The following is a 23,801-nucleotide window of genomic DNA, read 5'->3' as shown; positions in this document are numbered from 1 at the left end:
CTAAGCAGGTTTCGCGCTGGTAATAATCAACAATCGGTGGCTAAAGAGGGTTTACGGTTTAGCAATGTAAGCCTTAAACCAGATATTTTATGTTAACAAAGGATTATGACGGTACATCGGAACGAGTCTTTACCCGCAAATCGGGCGTATTATCGCTAAATAATAACGTGTTTAAAACAGGATTTACATGTTTTAGAGAAATCTTAATCCAGCCCAAATTAACGGCAGTAGCAAGGTTAAGCTTATCCAAAACAGGTTAGCGGTTTGCGTGATGGTTATGGCTTGGCTTATGTGGCGATGATCTGGCAGTGGGCCAGCTTTTACTTTGGCTAAATCCACCCGGGTACTTATGCCGTTTTCAATAAATTGTTGTGGTCCACCTAATTCTATTTTCAATAAATTAGCCGCTAACGCATAACTACCATAATGATTGTTAAGTTGTTGGCAGGCTGGTGGTGCGATTGAGCTCCAAATCGATTTGAGACCGAGCTGACCAAATTGAATCGCCAACGAACAATGCCATAGCAAGGTCGGGATAAAAAAGATCACTCGATTGAATTGGCCGATAAAACTCGCAAACACGTGAAAATGAGGATGATAAGGTGGCCAGCTGTGTTCAAGTTGTCTGAGCATTCTCACGACTAATGTCATCACAGCGCCGCCAAGGGCAAAAAACAAAATAGTGGCTAAGGTGCCATATATTGGGGTGGTAAACAGTTTTTCGATGGTGGCTTTACTCAATCCGACCTCAGAGAGCACATTAGTGTTTTGGCTGGTCCAGGGGGCCAGTAACTGCTTAGCATCTTGTTTATTGTTTGTTTTAATGGCATCGACAATATTTTCAGCCACGGGTTTAAAGGCGGAATCACACAAACAAAAATATAAAATAATCAGCTCAAAAAACCATGGGTATGCGGCAAGACTCAGTAAAAAACTGACAATAATCCCACAGGGAACCACTAAAATCAGCGTTGCTAAAATGCCAGCTGTTAGCTGTTGGCTCACTGCGCGTTCAGGATGGTTAACCTTGGTGGCGAGTAACACCGCGATGCGATTAAACCAAAGTAATGGTTGCAGATCGCGTGGTATAGGAACAAAACGAGCCAATATTAACGCGCAAAATAAAATACAACAGCTTTGCAGTAACCCACTGTCCTGGCTCAACAATTGCGGATCGAATAATTGATTAATCATAGAGACTCAATAGTTGGGTTACTTAAGCTAACGGGATTTTTCGCTCTAGCGTTAAAGTCTACAGCTGTTGTAACAGTGCAATAACCATCATGGCTGAATGCATGCCCGCTTTAATGATGTACGAGTCGAAATCAACTGGCGAGTCATTATTTGCATTGTCTGATAACGAACGAATGACCACAAATGGCACGTTAAACTGATGACAAACCTGAGCAATGGCAGCGCCTTCCATTTCGCATGCGGCCATGGTTGGGAAGTTTTCGCGCATAACTTTAGTGCGTACAGGGTCACAAATAAAGCTGTCGCCAGTACATATTAACCCTTCAATGGCTTTTACTTCACCGAGTTCGGCCACTGCTTTTTTAGCTGCAATCACTAATGTGTCGTCAGGTAAAAACGCGGCTGGTTGTTGTGCCATCTGGCCAATCTCGTAACCAAAAGCGGTGACATCGACATCGTGGTGACGCACTTCAGATGAAATAACAATGTCGCCAATAGCCAATGAATCAACAAAACCACCAGCAGAACCGGTATTTATCACATGTGATACCGCAAACTTTTCAATCAGTAACGTTGTGGCAATACTGGCTGCAACTTTACCAATGCCCGAGCGGGTAACAACCACTTCGTTATCGCCGATATTACCGCTAATAAATTCGATGCCTGCGATAGTAGTATGCACAGGCTCAACAATGGCTTGTACTAAATGAACAACTTCTGGCTCCATAGCGCCAATAATACCGATTTTCATGGATAAACCTTAACTGATTAAACAAATTCGAATGGGCGCTAATATACCATGGGCGGGCGATTTTGTGAAAACTCAGGTGTGATTTTAGTGATGAGTGTGGTGTGACACAATCTGCTAGCCAGGCGTTAACTGGCTAACGAATTTTTAAGCGAAGACAAAGCTAAAGTGTTTATTGATGCTGGCTTTGTGCCAATAATTTATCAATTGCGTGTACCACGCTAATACTGGCATTTTCCATGGTTTCAAGGTGAGTTAAAATCTCGGCCTCGTGACCCGATTGCATCGCAGCTATTGCCGCTTTTCCAGCGGTATGTACAGCTTTATGTGGTTGCTCAATCGCTTTAAAACTCGACAAACTGGCAAATTGCTGGCCTTCGCCATGATAATACCATTTGCCTAAACGACACTCTGTATGGCTATTCACCGTGGTATTATGGTCTTTGTTGGCAAGGATACTGTAAACCTGACTTTTCCAAACGCTGTGGTCTAATTTTACCGTGGTTAAAAATGCGGTCATTGACGCTTCGCCAATCACCCGTTTCATTTTTGTTGAGGTTTGCAACACATTAGAGACCACTTGATCGATTTGTTCAGAAGAAACTGCAATGTCGCTTGAGCAAGTCTGGTTGGTAACAACGACCTGTTTAATTTGCTCTGCTTGTTCAATCACTTTTGTCACTAATGCTTCAATATTGGCACTGGCATCATGGGCATTACTGGCCAAATCACGTACTTCACTGGCAACGACTGCAAAGCCGCGTCCGGCATCACCTGCTCGGGCTGCTTCAATAGCGGCATTGAGCGCAAGTAAGTTCGTTTGCTCAGAAATCTGTTGAATAGAGGCTACCAGGTGGCTAATACCATTAGCCGATTGGCTCAACTGGGCTGCCGTTGTCAAGCTTTTTTCGGCATGTTCGTTTAAATTTTCTGCACGACTCTTTAAGTTGCCAATGGCCACGCGAGTTTGACCAAAGAGCTGATCTACCTCGTCGAGCATTTGTTTTTCTTCGTCTAACTTAATCGAGTTTGCTAGGGTGCTATCACGAATATCATTTAACATCGAAGCGCCTTGCAGTTGTAAATTGGCGCAGTTGGTATCGTATTCAAACTGTTGTCCACAATGAGTTAACTGTTGAGTTAACTCATTGTGAAATTTTGTGTTGTAATTGTGCTAGCTCATCGGCATGTTGCTGTTCTTTGTTTACCCGTAACAGTTCTAATTCGGCAATTTTCGTTTTTAAACCTTGAGTAAAACCGATCATAGTATCTCTATTTGTGCGCATCGATAATCAACATTTTGATGACGAAGAGCGGTTTAATCAAGGACGTAAAACGTTACATATCACAAATAAAGAGAATATAAACTTTAAGCACATAAGCTTAAAGGGAATGGCGTTCTACTTATTGTGTAAAAACAGCACGTTATTTTTTTATAGCCGCATTACTTTTTTTACTAAAAGGCATCCACAATAAACCGCTAAGCCATGCATTTTGTTTCGCGTTAGGATATTGGGTTAAGCCAATATCAATTTGGGTATCTGGTTTACTGGCCTGTGCGGTGTAGGTGCCAAATAATTTGTCCCACCAAATAATACTAAAGCCAAAGTTGCTGTTACTTTCACTCATCAGTTGGCTGTGATGTATCCGATGCAATACCTGAGTGACCAGCACTAAACGGGCGAGTTTTTCAATTTTTGCGGGTAAGCGAATGTTGGTGTGGTTAAAAATAGCAAAGCCATTGAGCAATATTTCAAACAAAATGACCGCTCCAGCAGGGATACCCAATACCACAATGGCGACAGCTTTAATGCCTAGGCTGGCAATGATTTCGATAGGGTGAAAGCGCAATGCGGTACTGCTGTCGACGTGGCGATCGGCATGATGCACTTTGTGCAAACGCCATAATAATGGAATGCGATGAAACAACCTGTGCTGCCAATAAATCAACATATCAAGCAGCAACACGCTGACAGCAATATTCAGCCAAACTGGCAAGCTTAAATAGTGTAATAGCCCCCATTGTTGCGAGCTGACATACAGGGCAAAACCTGCCAATCCTATTGGTTGAATCAATCTTGCGATAACCGATGAGATAATTAACAAGCCAAAATTACCCACCCAGCGTGTTGCCATTGAGGCTGACTGAGGGGTTTTGCTGAGTTTTCTCGCAGGGAACAAGACCTCGAGACTCATCATTAACGCCAAAATGGTTAAAAACACTCCCAATCTAATGGCTGCCATATCATCTATCATGTTTTCGGCTCCTCAATTGCTGTGTTAATTGGGTTGGTCTCAGTTGTTGATGACTGCGCCGCCAGGTGATTTTTTAAGGTGTTATAGCCGCCGTGAATACGGGTAAAAATGGTAATAGTACCTAAAAAAGCAAACGTATAAGCCAGCTCTGGAAAGTAAGTTGGCCACAAACAAAATGCCACAAAAAAGGCGATAGTTTCAGTGCCTTCAGTCAGGCCGTTTAAGAAGTAAAAACTTTTATGGACAAATTGAGGCCGCGGTAAATTGATTTTTTCAGCAGGAATAGCAAACGCTAAAAAGCTAGAACCCGTGCCAATAAACACCGTCAGCAGCACAGCAGCGGCTAACGCATTTTCATTGGGATTGGCGAGTGCAAACCCTAAAGGAATAGCAGCGTAAAACAAAAAATCGAGGCAGATATCTAAGTAGCCACCTGCTGCCGTTGTGTGATTTTGATGTCGAGCAAGCGCGCCATCTAGGCCGTCGAGTACGCGGTTTAATACAATAAAAAATAATGCCGCATACCATAGCTGTAGCGCCAAAAAAGGCACCGCCATCATACCCACGATAAAGCCGACCAGTGTCAGTTGGTCTGGTTGTACTTGTTTTTTATCCAGCAGCAATACAAGCGGTTTAAGCATTGGCTTGATCACGGGTGTTATAAATCTATCTAGCATTTGTGGTTTCCAATTAATTGTCACTATTCACACGCTAAAACAGCGAAATGATCTTGCCCTGCGCCGCCTCTGCATCGCTTTGATCATGGGTGACCATAATCGCGGGCAGCTTGTGCTGACGAATTTGCTCAAACACCAACTGCCGTGTTTCTTGGCGTAATTGGCTATCAAGCTTACTAAAAGGCTCATCAAGTAAAATGGCTTTGGGCTGACTTAATAACACCCTCAGCAGTGCGACTCTAGCTTGTTGCCCACCCGATAAGCTTTGTGGGCTGCGATGCTCTAAACCGGCTAATCCTACTTGAGATAATGCCTGGCTAATATCAGCTTGGCGTTGTGCTTTAGCTCCGGCTGGCATGGCAAAGCTAATATTACCTGCGACAGTGAGATGCGGGAACAGTAAAGGGTCTTGATATAATAAGCCAATTCGACGCATGTGGCTGGCCGTGTCAGTGATGAGCTGTCCATTTAGGTATAAATTGCCCGTGGCACTAAACCCCTTTGGCAGCATTCCGGTGAGCCAATTTAACAGCGTCGATTTTCCGCTACCCGATGGCCCCATAATCGTCAGAATATTACCACCAACGATGGTTTCGTTTAAGGATAACAACAGCTGTTGTTGCCGCTTTAGGGTTAACTGTTCAATCACCAACGAAGAAGTGTTTGAACTTGCCGCGGTTGTTTGCTCGTGCGTTTGCATATGTGTCCTTAATCGCGGTGTGTTAACAGCATTTTAGGCAGTGCCCATGCGAGCAGAAAACCCAATGCTGGGAGCAACATTTGTACTAATGCATAAACCGCACTGGTACGTCGGCTGGCGCCATTCGCTAAAGTGACAGCCTCAGTGGTAATGGTATTAATCCGCCCACCACCGGCTAATAATGTCGGTAAATATTGGCTAAAACTAATGGCTAAGCCTAGCGCCGCAGCTATAAAAATAGGTGCTAGCAATATGGGTAATTTTATTTGCCAAAATATTTTTGCCTGGCTGGCGCCTAAACTGGCGGCAACATAACTAAAGCGCGGATCTAAACGCCGGTAACTGCTGGCCAGCGATAAAAATACATAGGGCAATACAAAGAGTAAATGGGCTAATACCACATTAATAAAGGTATGGTGACTGTTTACTTGCTCTAATACCCATACCAGGCCAAATAAAAACGCAATGCTGGGAATAAGCAAAGGCAAGTAAATGATCACACTGGTTAATCTTGAGGTGGCTTTACTGGTCTGTTGCTCAGATTCTAGCGTCAGTAAGGTCAGCACAATCGCTAATCCCGTAGCACACACTCCAATTAACACTGTATCGAGTAGCGGCGTGTGCATTTGGTGCAACGCCGATTGCCAATGCTGACCAACAAACGTTTGAGGCAATAGATCTGGATAAGCCCAAAAGCCGGCGAAAGACCATAACACCATACCAAGCAAGGCTAAGCCGATAATCGTTAACATCATCACGGTTATTACGTGAGTGATGTTTTGCATGATGGCGCCGGCATATTCGCGCTTACCATTAACCAGCATAGATTGAGACAGTTTTTTGATGAGCTTTTCTGCCAGCCACCAGCCAAGCAGTAAGAGTAACGTCAGGGCTATTTGTACTATAGCGCCAGCGGAGGCTTTAATACGCAAGCTTAAATCGACATCGTGAAACCATTGCATAATGGCCACGGCAAGCGTTGGCGGACTATTGGGGCCTAAAATTAACGGAATTTCGACACTGGCACTGGCATAGGCAAGTACCGCTAAAATCGGCAAACGTAAAAACGGATATAAGCTGGGCAAGACCACTTTGAAAAAAGCGGTCATCGGGCAATAGCCCAGGCTTAGTGCTACTCGATGCTGAGCCCGCAACGTATGGCCTAACTCGGGCTGTACCAGCACACCCAGTGCCATCAATAATAAAAAAGGCAACTCTTTGAGGGTTAAGCCTAAAATAATACTTAGCCCCATAGCATCATGCGGAAAAAGCCAATCAGGTGGTGAATCCCAGCCGCTTAACCAGGGAGACACAATCCGTGAAAACATCCCTGATGGGGTAATTAAAAAGCCTATGGCAATCGCCGCAGCGGCATGAGGGATCACTAAAATTGGCCCTAACAAGCGTTGAATATAACCCAGCCAAGGGCTAGTAAAGTAACTGCCTAAAATCAATATGGTAATGACAAAAGCCAGTAAGGTACTGATAAAGCTGGTGGACACACTGAGCAGTGCCATATAGCCAATGCCGGGTGTATGCCATAAATCCACAAAGCCACTGACATTAAATTGAGTGTGTCCAAGTACCGGAAACCAGCCAAAAGCCGGTAACACCACTGCAATTAAACCACCGATAACCGGCAGCACTAACAAAGCCATCATTAAATAGGGGCTACTGCGAACCAAGGTATTAAAACCACTTTTTGCTGTTATCACCGCATCACTCCATAGCGCTGTATCCACTGCGCAGCGATGACGTTAGTCCAGCTTGGGTGCGGCTCGCTTAATGCGGGACTGCTGTCTTGATTAACGATATTGGCACTTGGGTGTGACTGTGCGGGTGGAGCAAACCATGCCTGTTGAGCCACAGGTAATTGCGATAACGCAATCACACTGGTGTCGCCCCACACACTTGCTTGTTGCTTTTTGGCCTGAGCTTTTGGGCTGAGTAAAAAGTTAACCACCAATTTGGCGCTATCTGGGTGGGCGGCATTGTAAGTCATGGCGACAAAATGGATGTTGCTTAAACTGCCGTCACGCATGCGATAACTTCGGGTGCTGTCTGGTAAATCAAAGCGCGCGACAGCCGCGGGCACTTCGGCGGCCGAAAAGGTAAAGGCCAGTGCTAGCTCGCCATCGCCCATTAATCGGCGCAGCGCTAAGCCGCTGGACATAAAATGTTGGCCTTTACGCCATAAGTTTGGATGTAAATCGTCTAAGTATTGCCAAAGTGGTGGCAATAATAATGCCTGGCTTTGCGCGTTAGCGGGTTGATAAAGCCTATTTTTAATGGCATCAGGCTGACTGTTGTTAAGGGCGATTAGCGCATATTTTAAAAAGCTCATGGCTAAAAAATCAGGCGGCTTAGGATAACTAAATCGCCCCGGATGTTGTTTTGCCCATAAGCTTAATTGTTGCAGTGTTTGTGGTGGCGTTTGGGTCAATAAGCTGTCGTAGTAAAACGTCAGTGCCGCTTTGCCCCACGGTGCTTCCATGCCTTGAGTCGGTACGCCAAAATCACGGCTCATGGCAGGATTGTTATCAGGGTCAGTTAAGGCAAAGTGGGGCAATTGCGTAACCCAGTTTGGCGTTAATAGTTGATGCTTTGCCATCGCGGCAAAGTTTTCGCCATTAATCCACACTAAATCGACTTTACCATTATGATGGTTACTGGCTGACTTTTCGGCCAATACCCGGCTAACGGCTTCGCCTGTGTCGGTGAGTTTTACATGGTGTAATGTGATTTGGTATTGCTGCTTAACTTGCTCTGCAACCCACTGAATATAGCGATTGATTTGCGGATCGCCGCCCCAAGCATGAAAGTACACATCTTGATTAACACCACGGGTTTCTATCTCTTCCCATGCGGCAAGCTTATTGGTTTGTCCATAAGTTACGCTCGTCCAAAGGCAAGCATATACACTGACACCCAATGTCAAAGCCGCCACAATATGCTTCATTATGTTAGAGATTTTACTGGAGAATATTAGTTTATCGAACCGCATTTAACGACCAGTTATAATCGAGGTAATCGATATCTAATTGCTGCTTATTCGCGGTATCTTGCTGAGCACCATTGAGTGTTAACGCGTTAGGGTAGAGTAATAAAAATGCCTCAACAGAATCCGCACCGGCAAAACCTTGAGTAAAGTCATCGCCATACCATTTAAAAATGGCAGACAAATAGACCGTATCGCCTTTGGCATAATTGCGGCTAGTGTCAGCTAAAAAACGCTTGGTTTGGGCATCAAGTTGTTGCTCAAGCTTAGCGCCGGTATAGGCTTCTTCAAGCAGCGCTGGGCAGCCGATGCTGGCACAATTTACCGCAAAATGAATTCTAGGATCATTATATCGATCGCTACCACGGATCAGTTTATGTTCAATATCATTGAGGCTACGGGTTTTCCCAAGCAAAGGAATAAAGCTTTTATCCCAGGGCGAGCTAAAAAATCCGCCGAGATCTTTTATTGACTCAATATCTGGATACTTAGTTAAGATGAGCTCAACCGTCCAGGCGTTATAAGCATTGATGAGCATGGCTAATTGTGTCGATTTATCCCATGCATCAAATTGTGTCTGACTGATGTTGCTCAGCTGCTTGAGATAGCTTTGCAGTTGAGTGCGTTGCTGCTGCATTGCCGCATAATCTACCGCGCTACTGTTGCCATTATTAATCGGCTTTACGTGCTGACTCACCAAGGCTTGCCACTGTTGGTGTAATGCCTGCTCAGTTGTTACTGGGATTGCATCGGCAGCCACACTGATTTGACTGAATAGTAGTGTGCTTAAGAGTAGGGGTGCAATGACAACACTTGCGACAAATGCCTTGAATATTGTACTCATCTTATTTGGCTCTCTTACTGCAATTGGCATTATCTCTTGCCGGGCAGCTTTTGCTATTGATTCACGCTTGTTTCATTTAATGACTGGCAGTTAACCTGGGTTAACTGCCACCATTTTATGCCTTTTAAAGGATTAACCACGGCGCCATGTATGGTATTTTTCTAACCAACGCAGCACGGTAGCTGGTGCGTGATTACGTTTCCATTCGCCTGCAGCATATTTGTTACCCTCGGCCCACGTTGGGTAACTGTGGATGGTACCTAAAATCTTATTCAGCCCTAGGCCGTGCTTCATCGCCAATACAAACTCAGCAATTAAGTCGCCAGCATGTTCTGACACGACAGTCACGCCTAAGATTTTGTCTTTGCCTTTTGGAGTGATGACTTTAATAAAACCGTCTGTGGCACTGTCGGTAATGGCGCGGTCAAGCTCGGCAAAATCAAAGCGCGTGACTTCATAATCAATCCCTTGTTGCTGAGCTTCATATTCGTTTATACCGACGCGAGCCACCTCTGGATCGATAAAGGTGGTCCATGGGATCACGCGGTAATCGACTTTAAACTTTTTCAAATGACCAAATAGTGCGTTTACTGCTGCGTACCAACCTTGATGCGCGGCCACATGAGTAAATTGATATGGGCCAACAATGTCACCAGCGGCATAAATATTAGGGTATAGCGTTTCTAAATATTCATTGGTTTGAATGGTGCGATTGGTTTCAATGCCGAGTTCTTCTAAACCGTAACCGCTTAGACGTGCACTGCGACCGACAGCACATAACAACTGGTCGTATTCAATAGCTTGCTCTTGGTCTTGATGCTTAACGATAAGGTATTTTTTACCTTCTCGCAGTTCACAGCGCAGGGCCTGGTGCGAGGTTAAAATGTTAACGCCACTGTTACGTAATGCCTGGGTGGCAAACTCAGACACTTCAAGATCTTCTTTAATCATGATGCGCTCAGCCATTTCAACTTGGGTGACTTGTGAGCCTAAACGGGCAAAGCTTTGCGCAAGCTCAGAGCCAATTGGGCCGCCGCCAAGTACCACTAATTTTTGTGGTGCAGCATCAAGTTTGGCAAACTCGTCCCATAAGGTGTCGCTGGTAACATAACCGACGTCTTCAATACCCGGTAATGGCGGCACAAATGGGCGGGCACCGGTGGCAATTACAATGCTGCGCGCGGTTAGGCGAGTAGTGTTGCCGTCTGGGTCGGTAATTTCTACTGTCCATGGGTCAATTAACTTGCCGTAGCCTTTGACCACATCCACCCCTAAATTGGTGTAACGCTCAACACTGTCGTGTGGGGCAATATCGGCAACCACTTGATGTACACGTGCCATCACCTTTTTAAATGAAAACTCAGGAGTGCTGTCTTCTAGGCCGTAATGATGGGCATTACGTATTTGCTCGGCTATTTTGGCACTTTTAATAATCGCTTTGCTGGGCACGCAGCCATAGTTTAAGCAATCGCCGCCCATTTCACCGGCTTCAATTAAGGTCACCTTGGCTTTTACTGCAGCGGCAATATAGCTAGTCACAAGACCACCCGCGCCAGCGCCAATCACAATCATATTGCGGTCAAATTTAGCGGGCTTGGTCCATTTGCTGTATACGCGACGTTTTTTGATCATGTTGACAATGGCCTTAGCAATAAGCGGGAATAAGCCTAATAGTGCAAATGACACAATCAGGTTGAACGATAAAATATTCGATAAACTGTCGATTTGTGCCAATTGAGTCCCGGCATTGACGTATACAAAGGTGCCCAAAAACATACCGACTTGGCTGACCCAATAGAAGGTCCACGATTTAAATGCGGTAACGCCCATCAGCATATTGATTAAAAAGAACGGGAAAATAGGCACTAAACGTAGAGTGAATAGGTAAAAGCCGCCTTCTTTTTCAATACCGGCATCAATGGCTGCTAAACGCTCTGGAAAACGTTGTTTAATCGAGTCACGTAATAAGTAACGCGACACTAAAAAGGCCAGTGTTGCGCCAATGCTTGAGGCAAATGAGGCTATTATTAAGCCTTCGACTATGCCAAATAACGCACCAGATGCGAGGGTTAATATCGCCGCACCAGGTAAGGATAATGCTGTGACAGCCACATACAATGCAAAGAAGCCACCGATGACTAATAGCGGTGATTCCTGACGTAGCTGGCTAAATTGCGCCATTGAACCTTTTAGGCCATCAAGTGTGAGTAGTTGGTTTAAGTCATAGTGGAAAAATAACCCCACCAGCGTTGCTGCAATAATTAATAGTACGATTTTTTTAAACATGTTTTATAGCCTTAAAATGAATGCTGCAATGTCAGGGTGGTATTAACCGGTAACTCAGGGTATACCAAGGTTGAACCAAAATAACCGCCTTCAAATACTGGGCGCCAGTTCTTTTGGTTTGTAACGTTATTGACGTCTAATCTTAAACTTGTTTGTTCGCTAAAGTCATAACGAGTATTGATATTGAGCGTGTATTGATCGCGAATATACACAGTTGCTAAATAGTCTAATGGGTAACTCTTGGTATATAGACCGGAGAAACCGGCTTTCCATTTCTCAGTAATCGACATACCTCCATTAATTGTGAACGTTTGTTCAGGTAAACCTTGTACACGGCGGTCAGACGCTGCAAATGACGCAAAGTTTGGCGCGCCGATTCCAGTACCTGCAATGATATCAGGGCGTGAATTATCAAACGCATCGGCCACCTGAACCGTATCCTGGCTGCTGGCTGAATTATCATAACGAGCATCTAAATAACTGTAGCCAGCACTAAACCAATATGGGTCGGCGTCATAAAAGGCTTGCGCCTCAAATCCTTTAGTACGAATACCTGTGTTGCTGCCATCACGATTTCGCAAACTGCGTTTTTGATCAAACACTGCCGCATCGACATACCAGGCGCTATCGCTTGGCGAATATTTAATACCCACTTCGGTTAAGGTGTTTTCGGTGGCAAAGTTTTGGCTGCTAATTTGGTTATTGGCGCTTAATGTGGTGCCGCCCGCCATGCTGTTTGAGGTTGACTCGTTATAACTGGCGCTAGCATAAGTGGTGATAAAGTCGCTGAACTGATAGCTAATACTGATTTGCCCCGATTCGAGCATTTCATTAATTGAATCACTGGCGGCAATTTGCCCTTGGGGCGCTAAAGCATCGCGAGCCTCAACGTCATAAAAGTCGGCTCGATAGCCTATGCTGGTCGACAGTTTGTCGGTCCATTGGCTGTTGTGCTGAATCGCGAGGCCGGTTTGCCAGCTGGTTGAGTCTGTGGTGTCAGATAATGAATAGTCGCCGCTGCCATCGCCATCAATGTCGTATTGTGCCCCAGGCGATACAAACACCCCTGGGCGCAGTTCAACCAGCCTTGCTTGCTGTTCTGCGGTAAGTGGAATTCGGCGATTTTCAATGGGGCCTGTTAAATCAATCGGTAAATCGGCTTCGGTGGTAAATTGGCTGTAACCTAACACCTTGTTGTAGCGGATATCGGCGGCGACAATGGTGTTTTGGTCGTTGTTCCATTGATAGGCTAGCTCAACCCGGTTTTGTGCAGTGTCAGCGCCATCGATGATTTCAACAAAACTGTTTTGGGCAATTTCTTCACGTTCTAAGTGCTGATAGTAAGTGATATTTTTAAAAGTGGCTTTATCGCTTAATTCACGCACATAGGTACTGTGAACGATAAACGTTTGCGCGTTGTTGATGTTGTCTGGATCGGTCAGTACCTGGCTGCGATCTATTTTGACTAACCCGGTCGGCGACACAATGGCATTAGCGCCTGGTATGGTGCTGCCATTAGGTTGAACGCCTTGACCGGTAACATATAAGCCATCATCAATTAATGCTTGGGTCGGGCGGTTAATCCCGGCATTGTCGGTAAAATCGACATCATAATATTCGACATTGATGTCCCAGGTGCTGACATCGTCTGGCAACAGGCGAAATGCCACAAAAATACTGTCGCTTTGAAAACCAGAGTAATCATAGTAGCTGCCGTTATCGATGTGCTCGACACTTAAACGCACACCACTTTGGTCTGCAACTATATCGGTGGCAATATCTAATTGAGCACGGTAATGATCCCAACTGCCAGCAGAGGCGGTAAGTTCGGCAAACCTGTCATTAGTGGGTGCCACTTTAGAGTGCACATTGACAAAACCACCATTACGTTGGCTGGTGCCTAACAACACCGGTGGCGCACCTTTTACCACATCAATTTGTTCTATGGCGTTAAACGACATTGGGATCCCAAAGCCATTATTACCTGCCTGACGGCGCACACCATCTTGATATAACTCACCTAACTGACCGCGAATGGTCGGCAAGCTTGAGGCGCCAAAACCGCTGGCCGAGTAGCTATTGGGGCTGACTTTTTGAATATCTGACAAGTCGGTGATATTAAGATGTTCAATCATTTCGCTGGTAATTGGGGTGACCGAGCGGGCAATGTCTTTTAGCGCAATACCATCACCAAATGGGCCATCAACCGTGCTGTTTTTAGGTGACAAGCCATTGTCGTTTATGACTTTGCCAGACACATTGATCACTTCAATTGTTGAAGTGTCTTCTGCGGCAACAGTTAACGAAGAGAATAGGGCTAAGCCAACAGCCACAGCTGTCTTGGAACGATGTGGGTAACGATAAATAGGCATAATGTTTTCTGCTGTGATGAACATGGCCTAAAAGACCTAATGATTAACGAATTTATTACAACTATCTTATGCCAAATTTTGTTTATTTAGAATTAAATAGCATAAGTGGTTGTGCAATATCATCTGAGTTTATTCGGTCCATTGGGAGCTGGTTAACTTTTGTCGTTAACACCAGTTTAGCCTATTAAAAGCTCAGCAGAATGAGTTTTATTTATATTTTTTAAGGAATTAAGATGCAAACAACACTTACTAGCGATGTTCAGAGCAAATTGCAGTGGTCATTATTGTCTTTACGCTTAGGTGTATTTTTAGTGATGTTCGTGTGGACATTGGATAAATTTGTTAATCCTGGCCACAGTATGAGAATCTTCGAGAAGTTTTATGGGATTGGCGGTGTGAGTGAGGTCGCTGCGTATGTTATGGGTGGTTTGCAATTGTTACTGGTGATTGCCTTTGTACTTGGGATTAAAAAACGTATCACATACGGAGTGATATTCTTAATGCATGGCGCGTCAACCTTGTCAGCATTTAATCAATACTTTGATGCATTTAATAACTTATTATTCTTTGCTGCATGGCCGATGTGGGCCGCGTGTTTTGCCTTGTACATGTTAAGAGATCAAGATACTAAGTTTACGGTAAAATAACGATGTAGCTATTTGTATTTCAGGCCAGCATTTGCTGGCCTGATTTGTTTTAGGGTATTTATCCCTCTGTCGGTGAGCGCGTTATTCTATTAAGATTGGTTACGTCGCGTCATATTCCAATTGCTTTTGGCTAAAAGAAACAAAATTCTTTTACAAAGACCAGCAGGCTCTATGTAGAACAATACGAAATCTGTTATCTTTATGTTAATGATGATATTTTGGATCAATAAGTTGATGAAACAGAGCGCTATCACGTCCACTTACAGGGTGAAAGTTCTATGATAAAAACACCAGTGAGCGAGTTGCTTGACGATTTGCGCTTAATTGATATTGGCATGGAGTTGTTTGTTGAGATCCATTTTGCCAATGGTAAAAAAGTGCAATCTCGCTCGAGTTTGATTGGTTATCAAATCAATCGCTTTCTTTTGATTGAATACCCCACCAAAGACTTTTCTGAAGCCTATCAACACATGCTTGCCAATGCTGAGATTGTGGTGAGAGCGATGACCAACAGTGGTTTTAAAGACATCATTGCCTTTAAGACCTCGATTTTATCGATGGTTAATCTACCTGTGCGTATGTTGTGTTTGAGTGTGCCAAAATCTATCACTAAGAAAAAAGTCAGAGAGCAGTTGCGAGTCGATATTGAACAAGATGTGTTTATTATGCACAACGACAATAAAATCATTGCAAAAATGCTCGACTTTTCTTTGACGGGTTGCTTTGTCACACTGGCGCCTAAATCGATAACTCTAGAACAAGATGCAGAAATACACGTGGCAATTTCTATCGATGAAAGCTTGTCTGGGATTTTAACCGGGACCGCGGTTAAGGTGCAGCAACTTGAAGGTGAAATGACCGTTGGGGTGAAGTTTTCTGATGATCATCCTGAGTTGAAAAACCAATTGTTTAGCTACTTTTTAGTGAACTCAGCAAATAAATAATTACTGACGTTTGGGCAAAAAAATGCGCATCATATAGATGCGCTAAAATTCACAAGCAAACTCGGTACATTATTTGATTTATTAGCCTGCAATGAGTCACTCAATCACAGGCTATATTGGTTTATCTCATTAATCTAAGTAGTTTAAAATCCCCATCGCGGCATCACGACCTTCTGCAATAGCGGTCACGACTAGATCTGAACCGCGCACCATATCGCCACCAGCAAACACTTTAGGGTTAGTGGTTTGGAAAGGGTTATCGTCAACTTTAGTGGCTTTAACTAGGCCCCACTCGTTGGTTTCGATACCAAAATCGCTAAACCAAGGTGCAGGGCTTGCTTGGAAACCAAAGGCGATAATAAGCGCATCGGTTTCGAGTACTTGCTCACTGCCAGCAATAACTTCAGCACGTTGACGGCCACTCGCATCTGCTTCACCCATCTGGGTTTCCACACATTCAATGCCAACCACTACGCCATTTTCAGCTTTAATGGCCACAGGTTGGCGATTAAATAAGAAATTAACGCCTTCTTCACGCGCATTTTGCACTTCACGGCGCGAACCAGGCATGTTGGCTTCGTCACGACGGTATGCACAAGTCACGCTTTTAGCGCCCTGACGCACTGCTGTACGTACGCAATCCATTGCAGTGTCACCACCACCTAGTACTACGACGTTTTTGCCTTCAAGGCTTAAATAGGGCGTTGAATCGTCTTGTGTACCCATTAAGTGATGAGTGTTACCAATCAAGTAAGGTAGTGCCTGGATAACGCCTTGGGCATCTTCGTTGGGTAACTTAGCTTTCATTGCGGTGTAAGTCCCCATGCCAAGGAACACGGAATCGTATTCGTCTAGCAGGCTTTGAAAGCTCACATCTTTTCCAACGGTCACGCCCATTTTAAACTGGATCCCCATACCTTCTAGTACAGAGCGGCGCGTCGCCATAACATCTTTATCTAGCTTAAATGATGGAATACCGTAAGTTAGCAAGCCACCAATTTGTGGGTATTTGTCATACACAACGGCTTGTACGCCATTACGGGCTAAAATATCCGCACAACCTAAACCTGCAGGGCCAGCACCAACAATCGCAACTCGCTCTTTACGAGGTGTTACTTTGGTCATGTCTGGACGCCAGCCTTGAGAGATAGCCGTATCGGTAATGTATTTTTCTACATTACCAATGGTGACCGCGCCAAAGTCGTCATTGAGGGTACACGCACCTTCGCATAAACGATCTTGTGGGCATACTCGGCCGCATATTTCTGGCAGGGTGTTGGTTTCGTGAACCAAGTCTGCTGCTTCCATAATGCGACCTTGTTCAGCCAGTTTTAACCAGTTTGGAATGTAGTTATGCAGTGGGCATTTCCATTCGCAATACGGGTTACCACAGTCAAGACAACGATCGGCTTGTTCTTTTACTTCAGGCTGAGTAAACGGCTGATAAATTTCAATAAATTGTGTAGCACGTTTTTTGGCTTCATGTTTTACGGGGTCAGCACGACCCACTTCTACAAATTGAAAGTCATTGCTCATGATTATCCTGCCTTTACAACTAATTCCGGACTCTTCTGCTCAATTTTAAGCAGGTCAGCAACGGCAATATTCTTTGGTTTAACCAGTACGAAACAATCTAACCAGTTTTCAAAATCACTTAAAATCATATGGGCATGTTCACTGCTAGTTTCTGCGTAGTGAGTTTCAATTAACCCTTTTAAGTGTTGCTGGTGGATGGTTGATTCTAACTTTTGCGTATCAACCATTTCGGTGTTAACACGGCGATTAAAGCGACCAAATTGGTCGAATACGTAAGCAAAGCCACCTGTCATACCTGCACCAAAGTTCACCCCTGTTTTACCAAGAATGACCACGATACCGCCGGTCATGTATTCACAACCGTTATCGCCCACACCTTCAACGACAGCGATAGCACCTGAGTTACGCACACCAAAACGTTCGCCAGCTTGACCTGCGGCAAATAATTTGCCGCCGGTTGCACCATACAAACAGGTGTTACCCATAATGGCACTGCGCTCACTTTGGAATGGGCTGCCAATCGGTGGGTGAATAACAATTTTACCGCCAGACATGCCTTTGCCGACATAGTCGTTAGCGTCACCGCATAGCTTAAGTTCAATTCCTGGGCTGTTCCATACGCCGAAACTTTGACCGGCACTGCCGTTAAAACCAAGTTTGATGGCTTCTTTAGTACCTTGTACGCCAATCTTAGTGGCAATAAAGCCAGACAATGCCGCGCCGACAGAGCGGTCGGTATTGTTAATCATGTATTGATACGAGTATGGCTCGCCCGCTTCCACTGCAGCTGAACAATCGGCAACCAGTGTTTGGTTTAGCTTGCCTACATCTGACGGAGGATTGGTTTCTTTCCAGGTTAATGCTGAGTTTGGCTGTACTTTTGGCTGGTACAGAATTGGTGCTAAGTCTAAACCACGCTGTTTGTCAGTTTGGCCTTCAATAGCATGCAACCAATCGCTGCGGCCGACTAAGTCTTCAAACTTGCTCACACCTAATGCTGCCATCCATTCACGTACTTCTTGAGCGACAAACTCAAAGTAAGTCATTACGCGTTCTGGTAGGCCGTGGTAGTGTTTTTCACGTAAGTTTTTATCTTGAGTCGCTACACCTGTCGCACAGTTATTGAGGTGACAAATACGTAAGTATTTACACCCGAGAGCGATCATCGGCACAGTACCAAAACCAAAGCTTTCAGCGCCCAGTAATGCCGCTTTAATTACGTCAGTACCGGTTTTTAAACCGCCATCTACTTGCAAGCGAATTTTATGGCGTAGGCCATTTTCAACTAACGATTGATGCACTTCAGCTAAACCAAGCTCCCAAGGAGAGCCGGCATATTTAACAGAAGTAATTGGACTTGCGCCTGTGCCGCCATCGTAACCAGAAATGGTGATCATATCTGCATACGCTTTTGCTACACCAGTCGCGATGGTGCCAACACCGGGTTCTGAAACCAATTTTACAGATACAAGCGCTTTTGGATTGATCTGTTTTAAATCGAAAATAAGCTGGGCTAAATCTTCAATTGAATAAATGTCGTGATGTGGTGGCGGTGAAATCAAGGTGACGCCTGGACGAGCATGACGTAAGCCTGCAATTTCGACACTGACTTTATGTCCCGGTAGCTGACCACCTTCACCCGGTTTTGCACCCTGAGCGACTTTAATTTGCAGCACATCTGCGTTGACGAGGTAATGCGCTGTTACACCAAAACGGCCCGATGCAATTTGCTTAATGGCTGAGTTGCGTTCGCTGTTAAAGCGATTTGCGTCTTCTCCACCTTCACCTGAGTTAGAGCGACCGCCTAAACGGTTCATGGCAACCGCTAATGCTTCGTGAGCTTCAGGGCTTAATGCGCCGATACTCATTGCTGCACTGTCAAAGCGTGGGTACAAGGTCTCTGCGCCTTCGACTTTGTCGGTATCAATGGCCTCAAGCTGGCCTTTAATCCCAATTAAGTCACGCAAGGTAGCAATAGGGCGATCGTCAACTAGGCGAGCAAACTTCTTATACTCGACATAATCCTGGTTTTTAAGTGAACTTTGCAATGTGTTGACTACGTCAGGGTTAAAGGCATGGTATTCGCCGCCCTCAACATATTTGAGTAATCCACCTTGCGGTAATGGTATATGAGCACGGTAAGCCGCGGTGTGGAGTATTTTTTGATCGTTAGCGATATGTTCAAAATTAACGCCTTCAATACGGCTAATCACACCTTTAAAGCATAACTCAATGACGTCACGCGCAAGTCCAACGGCTTCAAACTGTTGGCTACAACGGTATGACCCCACGGTGCTGATGCCCATTTTAGACATGATTTTGCGTAAGCCCTTTTCAATACCATAACGGAAGTTAAGCATTAATGGGGTGACGTCTTCTACCTGGTGTGATTTGGCCATTGCAGAAATCGACTCATACGCAAGATATGGGTAGATTGCTGTGGCGCCAAAACCCAGTAACACGGCAAAATGATGCGGGTCACGAGCGGATGCGGTTTCAACAATAATGTTAGTGTCACAGCGCAAGCTCTTATCAACTAAACGAGTTTGCACAGCGCCGACGGCCATCGCAGCAGGGATTACCTGGGCATTATGTGCCACTGCACGATCAGATAGCACTAATAGCGTTGTGCCACTGCGTGCTAAACGTTCTGCCTCATCGGTAATACGATGAATAGCTTGCTCTAAGCTTTCATGTGCGTCGTAGTTTAAATCAACAGTATTTGCACGATAGTTAGTGCTGTCTAAACCGAGTAGTTGGTTAAAGTCACTGAATAATAAAATCGGTGAGTTAAACATCACTCGATAAGCGTTACCTGTGGTTTCGCTAAATAAGTTTTGTTCGCGGCCAACACATGTGGCTAACGACATAACGTGTTTTTCACGTAGTGGATCGATAGGCGGGTTAGTGACCTGAGCAAACTTTTGGCGGAAATAGTCATATAACGAACGTGACTTTTTCGACAATACTGCCATCGGCGTGTCATCGCCCATTGAGCCAATGGCTTCTTCACCTTTACTGGCCAAAACCCAAATCACTTGCTCTAACTCTTCACGAGTAAAACCAAATTGTTTTTGGTATTGCAGTAAGGTTTTTGAATCAAAACCACTTTCGCCTTGACGAGAAGGGGCAATATCTTCAGCAGGTACCAGTGTTTGGCTGTTTTTCGACATCCATTCTTTGTATGGGTGACGACGCTTTAAGTCATTATCAATTTCAAATGATTGATATAAACGACCATTCACTGTGTCGAGTACCAGTAATTCACCTGGGCCAACACGGCCTTTTTCAATCACTTCATCAGCGGCGTAATCCCAAATACCGACTTCTGAGGCTAAGGTTAAAATCCGGTCTTTAGTGATGACATAACGCGAAGGGCGCAAACCATTACGGTCAACTGCACACGCAGCATGGCGGCCATTGGTCATTACAATACCTGCTGGGCCATCCCAGGGCTCCATGTGCATTGAGTTAAAGTCATAAAAAGCTTTTAGCTCATCATCCATTTCTGGATTTGACTGCCATGCAGGTGGAATAAGCAAACGCATTGCGCGGTATAAGTCCATGCCACCTGACAACAACATCTCAAGCATGTTATCTAGTGACGATGAATCAGAACCTGTTTCATTCACAAAAGGCGCAGCTTGTTGTAAATCTGGTAATAAGGGTGAATTAAACTTGTAGGCACGTGCGCGCGCCCACTGACGGTTACCCGTAATGGTATTGATTTCACCGTTGTGTGCTAAGTAGCGGAACGGTTGTGCTAATGGCCATTTTGGCGATGTATTAGTTGAAAAGCGCTGATGGAATAAGCAAATCGCACTTTTTAAGCGAATGTCTGCAAGGTCAGTGTAAAATGATGGCAGATCAGCTGGCATCATTAAGCCTTTATAGACAATCACTTGGCCAGACAAACTGGCCACATAAAAATCTTTGTCATCGGTAATTTGTTGCTCAAGACGACGACGCGCCATATATAAGCGACGCTCAAGATCCTTTTCACGCCATCCCACAGGCGCATTAATCAGAACTTGATAAATTTGCGGTAGACTTGCTCGGCCAATCTCCCCCAGAACATCTGGATTAACCGGAACCTTACGCCAACCTGCAACACTCAGTGTTTCTCTTTGTAATTCTTTTTCTAAAATAAATTTAGCTTCATCAGCGCGTTGTTCATCTTGGCTAAGAAATAGCATACCTACGGCAAACTTTCGGCTTAAATGCCAATCATTTTCTGCGGCGATAGCTTCAAAGAAAGCAGTCGGCATTTGCATTAATAAACCACAGCCATCACCTGTGCGTCCGTCAGCTGCAATACCACCACGATGCTTCATTCGATCGAGACCATGAATTGCGGTACGCACGATTCGATGACTCGCGTCACCATCCATTTGTGCTATTAAACCAAATCCGCAATTGTCACGCTCAAAACTGGGATGATACAAGCTCATACAAAAAACCCCCTAAACCTCTACTAGATACGACTCGGGGTAAATGTGAAACATTCCATAGATATGCACCCGAACCATTCAAATTAAACCGAGAATGCATAAAGGTCAAACCAAAAAAATGCAACAAACTGAAATATAATTACCAAAAAAATGGATTTGCCTATTAAGCTTACGTTAACGTAAACTGTGGGTTTGGCGCTATAACCTTATGAATAAAAACAATTTAAATATTATTTCAAACATATAGCTACTTTTTGGCAACAAAAGTAGAAGATTGTTTTTGAATTAAAAATAGTGAATTTTATTTCAAATACAGTTGTTGGGTAAAAATTTACTCTAAATGAGTAAATATTCATTTTTATTAATTTATTTCATGTTGGGATGTTTTAAACATTTTTGCGACATAGCGCAGAGTTTCGTGTTTGCTGGGTTTAAATGAAGGTTTTATTGATTTAGCACCGAGACAGGTGTTTAAGTGATCCATAAACTAGCGCCCTTTTAGTTGAAGAGGGTAGCCAGATGGGCTTGGATGACTACGTTAATACATTTGGTTCTTATTGCAAGCGTCAATATGGTGAAAGAATAAAAAAACTGACCATTGATGCTGAATTTACCTGCCCTAATCGAGATGGCACGCTAGGGCTTGGAGGCTGCACATTTTGTAATGTGGCGTCTTTTAATGCTCAACAAGGGCAAATTTTGTCGATTCCAGTGCAACTTGCAGATGGAAAAGTACGTGCGCACTCGCAAGACCAATGTGCTAATAAGTCGAGACCGGCTCCGGTATCATCAAGTAAATATATTGCTTACTTTCAAGCCTATACCAGTACATACGATGAATTTAATCGCCTAAAGCAAAAATATGACCTTGCAGTTGAAGATAAGCATGTGGTGGGATTACACATTGGCACTCGGCCAGATTGTGTCCCAGATGAGGTTCTCGATTTACTGGTTGAATATCAACAAAGTGGCTTAGATGTATGGTTAGAGCTAGGCCTACAAACCAGTAATAATCACACGCTGAAAAAAATTAATCGTGGTCACCAATTGGCTGAGTATCGCCAAACTGTTATAGCAGCGAGATCACGCGGTATTAAAGTGTGTACCCATTTAATTTTAGGTTTACCCGGCGAAACCACTACCGACTACTTAAATAGCTTAAAAACGGTACTCGGCATTGGTGTTGATGGAATTAAGCTTCATCCATTACATATTGTTGAAGGGAGTACCATGGCCAAGCAGTGGCATTATAAACCAATGCCTTTATTAACATTAAATGAATATGCCTCTGCAGCTGCAATGCTCATTCGTCATACGCCTGAACACATCATTTACCACCGTGTTACCGCGTATGCTAAAAAGCCAATGTTGCTCGCCCCTGACTGGTGTGCATTTCGCTGGGATGGCTTAGTCGCCATTGTGGATGAACTGAGAGAATATGGAGGCCAAGGAAGTGCGCTCAATGGTGCATATAAAACGGCTTAATGTACACTATTGGTTGTTTAACATTCGACTTGGTTGAAAAAAAATCAAAATGAGCTTTTTTTAAACGTTGGTAATGCCAGTGAAAAAGTGGTGTTAATATCTTGTTATCATTTCAGTTAAAAGTGATGCTATTGGTGTTCAAACCTTGCATAGGCTATTTTACTCGGTATTATGTTTTGTAATTTTATAGAGTTAGAATTCTTATAGAGGTGCCACAATGGCCACAACGCAGTTAGACTCAATATTGGATCTCAACACCCTTGAGCAATATATCAGCGCCATTGGTGCTGGGACGTTATTAAAAAGCGTAGTGCTATTTGAGCAACTAATGCCTGAATATGTCAGCAGCTTAGTGAAAGCTGAAGATGCAGATGATAAAGATACTTTATGTGCAGAAGCACATAAGTTTAAAGGCGCAGCAGGTTCTGTTGGCTTAAAACGTATTCAACAATTTGCTCAGTTGTTACAACATAGCGAAGAAGCAAATTGGGATGCCGACCATAAAACCTGGTTAGCTGAAATCGTTGAGCATGCCGCTAAAGATTTACAACAACTTAAAGCGTACCTAGAGGCAAAAGCTTAACCGCTCTTTAGTTTGCTTAACCTAAATAAAGCCTCTATCAATGAGGCTTTTTTATGGATGTATGTCGCATTAATGCTTAT

General features: G+C 44.2%; 17 protein-coding genes. 4 read left to right on the top strand and 13 right to left on the bottom strand.

Going from position 1 to position 23,801, the window contains the following annotated elements; genetic code table 11:
• Positions 1-192: 192 nt before the first annotated feature.
• From IEY48_RS02355 to IEY48_RS02305, 11 genes are all read right to left on the bottom strand, one after another.
• Positions 193-1,194, bottom strand: a complete 1,002-nt coding sequence (locus IEY48_RS02355) for a cobalamin biosynthesis protein CobD/CbiB (RefSeq protein WP_188916857.1) — start codon at positions 1,192-1,194, stop codon at positions 193-195.
• Between the two features lie 58 nt (positions 1,195-1,252).
• On the bottom strand, positions 1,253-1,945 hold the full coding sequence (locus IEY48_RS02350) for a 5'-methylthioadenosine/adenosylhomocysteine nucleosidase (RefSeq protein ID WP_188916855.1): 693 nt from the start codon (positions 1,943-1,945) through the stop codon (positions 1,253-1,255).
• Positions 1,946-2,114: 169 nt separating this feature from the next.
• The gene (locus tag IEY48_RS02345) at positions 2,115-3,005 is read right to left on the bottom strand and encodes a methyl-accepting chemotaxis protein (RefSeq protein ID WP_194497702.1); all 891 of its coding nucleotides are present in this window, start codon (positions 3,003-3,005) and stop codon (positions 2,115-2,117) included.
• 362 nt (positions 3,006-3,367) lie between these two features.
• Positions 3,368-4,198, bottom strand: coding sequence for a sterol desaturase family protein (locus IEY48_RS02340; RefSeq protein WP_188916854.1), 831 nt, complete (start codon positions 4,196-4,198; stop codon positions 3,368-3,370).
• Positions 4,195-4,875, bottom strand: coding sequence for a CDP-alcohol phosphatidyltransferase family protein (locus tag IEY48_RS02335; protein ID WP_188916851.1), 681 nt, complete (start codon positions 4,873-4,875; stop codon positions 4,195-4,197). The genes IEY48_RS02340 and IEY48_RS02335 overlap by 4 nt, the downstream gene beginning before the upstream one ends.
• Positions 4,876-4,909: 34 nt before the next feature.
• Positions 4,910-5,575 carry an ATP-binding cassette domain-containing protein gene (locus IEY48_RS02330; RefSeq protein WP_188916849.1) on the bottom strand — a complete coding sequence of 222 codons (666 nt, stop codon included), beginning with the start codon at positions 5,573-5,575 and terminating at the stop codon, positions 4,910-4,912.
• 8 nt (positions 5,576-5,583) lie between these two features.
• On the bottom strand, positions 5,584-7,236 hold the full coding sequence (locus tag IEY48_RS02325; RefSeq protein ID WP_188916952.1) for an ABC transporter permease: 1,653 nt from the start codon (positions 7,234-7,236) through the stop codon (positions 5,584-5,586).
• Positions 7,237-7,286: 50 nt separating this feature from the next.
• Positions 7,287-8,522: an ABC transporter substrate-binding protein gene (locus IEY48_RS02320; protein ID WP_229786294.1), complete on the bottom strand. Its 1,236-nt coding sequence runs from the start codon at positions 8,520-8,522 to the stop codon at positions 7,287-7,289.
• Positions 8,523-8,565: 43 nt separating this feature from the next.
• Complete coding sequence (locus IEY48_RS02315) at positions 8,566-9,408, bottom strand: DUF547 domain-containing protein (protein WP_373293688.1); 843 nt, start codon at positions 9,406-9,408, stop codon at positions 8,566-8,568.
• Positions 9,409-9,549: 141 nt separating this feature from the next.
• On the bottom strand, positions 9,550-11,703 hold the full coding sequence (locus IEY48_RS02310) for a dihydrolipoyl dehydrogenase family protein (RefSeq protein ID WP_188916845.1): 2,154 nt from the start codon (positions 11,701-11,703) through the stop codon (positions 9,550-9,552).
• 11 nt (positions 11,704-11,714) lie between these two features.
• Positions 11,715-14,099 (bottom strand): TonB-dependent receptor, encoded by a 2,385-nt coding sequence (locus IEY48_RS02305; protein ID WP_229786293.1) that lies wholly within the window; start codon positions 14,097-14,099, stop codon positions 11,715-11,717.
• A gap of 209 nt (positions 14,100-14,308) precedes the next feature.
• On the opposite strand from IEY48_RS02305, the gene IEY48_RS02300 reads away from it, so the two are divergent.
• Entirely contained in the window at positions 14,309-14,722 is a 414-nt protein-coding gene (locus IEY48_RS02300; protein ID WP_188916843.1) for a hypothetical protein, read from the top strand.
• 278 nt (positions 14,723-15,000) lie between these two features.
• The gene (locus IEY48_RS02295; protein ID WP_188916841.1) at positions 15,001-15,666 is read left to right on the top strand and encodes a flagellar brake protein; all 666 of its coding nucleotides are present in this window, start codon (positions 15,001-15,003) and stop codon (positions 15,664-15,666) included.
• Positions 15,667-15,795: 129 nt separating this feature from the next.
• On the opposite strand, the gene IEY48_RS02290 is transcribed toward IEY48_RS02295, so the two are convergent.
• Both IEY48_RS02290 and gltB read right to left on the bottom strand, forming a co-directional pair.
• Positions 15,796-17,202: a glutamate synthase small subunit GltD family protein gene (locus IEY48_RS02290; RefSeq protein WP_188916839.1), complete on the bottom strand. Its 1,407-nt coding sequence runs from the start codon at positions 17,200-17,202 to the stop codon at positions 15,796-15,798.
• Between the two features lie 2 nt (positions 17,203-17,204).
• Positions 17,205-21,653, bottom strand: coding sequence for a glutamate synthase large subunit (gene gltB, locus IEY48_RS02285; RefSeq protein ID WP_188916837.1), 4,449 nt, complete (start codon positions 21,651-21,653; stop codon positions 17,205-17,207).
• A gap of 519 nt (positions 21,654-22,172) precedes the next feature.
• Here gltB and mnmL point away from each other — a divergent pair.
• Together mnmL and IEY48_RS02275 are read left to right on the top strand one after the other, a co-directional pair.
• Positions 22,173-23,138 carry a tRNA modification radical SAM protein MnmL/YtqA gene (gene mnmL / locus IEY48_RS02280; protein WP_188916835.1) on the top strand — a complete coding sequence of 322 codons (966 nt, stop codon included), beginning with the start codon at positions 22,173-22,175 and terminating at the stop codon, positions 23,136-23,138.
• Between the two features lie 217 nt (positions 23,139-23,355).
• Positions 23,356-23,721 (top strand): Hpt domain-containing protein, encoded by a 366-nt coding sequence (locus tag IEY48_RS02275; RefSeq protein WP_188916833.1) that lies wholly within the window; start codon positions 23,356-23,358, stop codon positions 23,719-23,721.
• The last annotated feature ends 80 nt before the right edge of the window (positions 23,722-23,801 follow it).

It is taken from the genome of Shewanella saliphila, assembly GCF_014648295.1.
Lineage (GTDB): Bacteria > Pseudomonadota > Gammaproteobacteria > Enterobacterales > Shewanellaceae > Shewanella > Shewanella saliphila.
The sequence above is the reverse complement of the archived record's forward strand: the minus strand, read 5'-3'. Positions and strand labels throughout refer to the sequence as shown.

Bases quoted from the DNA above. Each gene is read 5' to 3' on its own strand.
- IEY48_RS02355 (WP_188916857.1), bottom strand. From the start codon at position 1,194: ATGATTAATCAATTATTCGATCCGCAATTGTTGAGCCAGGACAGTGGG.
- IEY48_RS02350 (WP_188916855.1), bottom strand. From the start codon at position 1,945: ATGAAAATCGGTATTATTGGCGCTATGGAGCCAGAAGTTGTTCATTTA.
- IEY48_RS02345 (WP_194497702.1), bottom strand. From the start codon at position 3,005: ATGTTAAATGATATTCGTGATAGCACCCTAGCAAACTCGATTAAGTTA.
- IEY48_RS02340 (WP_188916854.1), bottom strand. From the start codon at position 4,198: ATGATAGATGATATGGCAGCCATTAGATTGGGAGTGTTTTTAACCATT.
- IEY48_RS02335 (WP_188916851.1), bottom strand. From the start codon at position 4,875: ATGCTAGATAGATTTATAACACCCGTGATCAAGCCAATGCTTAAACCG.
- IEY48_RS02330 (WP_188916849.1), bottom strand. From the start codon at position 5,575: ATGCAAACGCACGAGCAAACAACCGCGGCAAGTTCAAACACTTCTTCG.
- IEY48_RS02325 (WP_188916952.1), bottom strand. From the start codon at position 7,236: ATGATGGCTTTGTTAGTGCTGCCGGTTATCGGTGGTTTAATTGCAGTG.
- IEY48_RS02310 (WP_188916845.1), bottom strand. From the start codon at position 11,703: ATGTTTAAAAAAATCGTACTATTAATTATTGCAGCAACGCTGGTGGGG.
- IEY48_RS02305 (WP_229786293.1), bottom strand. From the start codon at position 14,099: ATGTTCATCACAGCAGAAAACATTATGCCTATTTATCGTTACCCACAT.
- IEY48_RS02300 (WP_188916843.1), top strand. From the start codon at position 14,309: ATGCAAACAACACTTACTAGCGATGTTCAGAGCAAATTGCAGTGGTCA.
- IEY48_RS02295 (WP_188916841.1), top strand. From the start codon at position 15,001: ATGATAAAAACACCAGTGAGCGAGTTGCTTGACGATTTGCGCTTAATT.
- IEY48_RS02290 (WP_188916839.1), bottom strand. From the start codon at position 17,202: ATGAGCAATGACTTTCAATTTGTAGAAGTGGGTCGTGCTGACCCCGTA.
- gltB (WP_188916837.1), bottom strand. From the start codon at position 21,653: ATGAGCTTGTATCATCCCAGTTTTGAGCGTGACAATTGCGGATTTGGT.
- mnmL (WP_188916835.1), top strand. From the start codon at position 22,173: ATGGGCTTGGATGACTACGTTAATACATTTGGTTCTTATTGCAAGCGT.
- IEY48_RS02275 (WP_188916833.1), top strand. From the start codon at position 23,356: ATGGCCACAACGCAGTTAGACTCAATATTGGATCTCAACACCCTTGAG.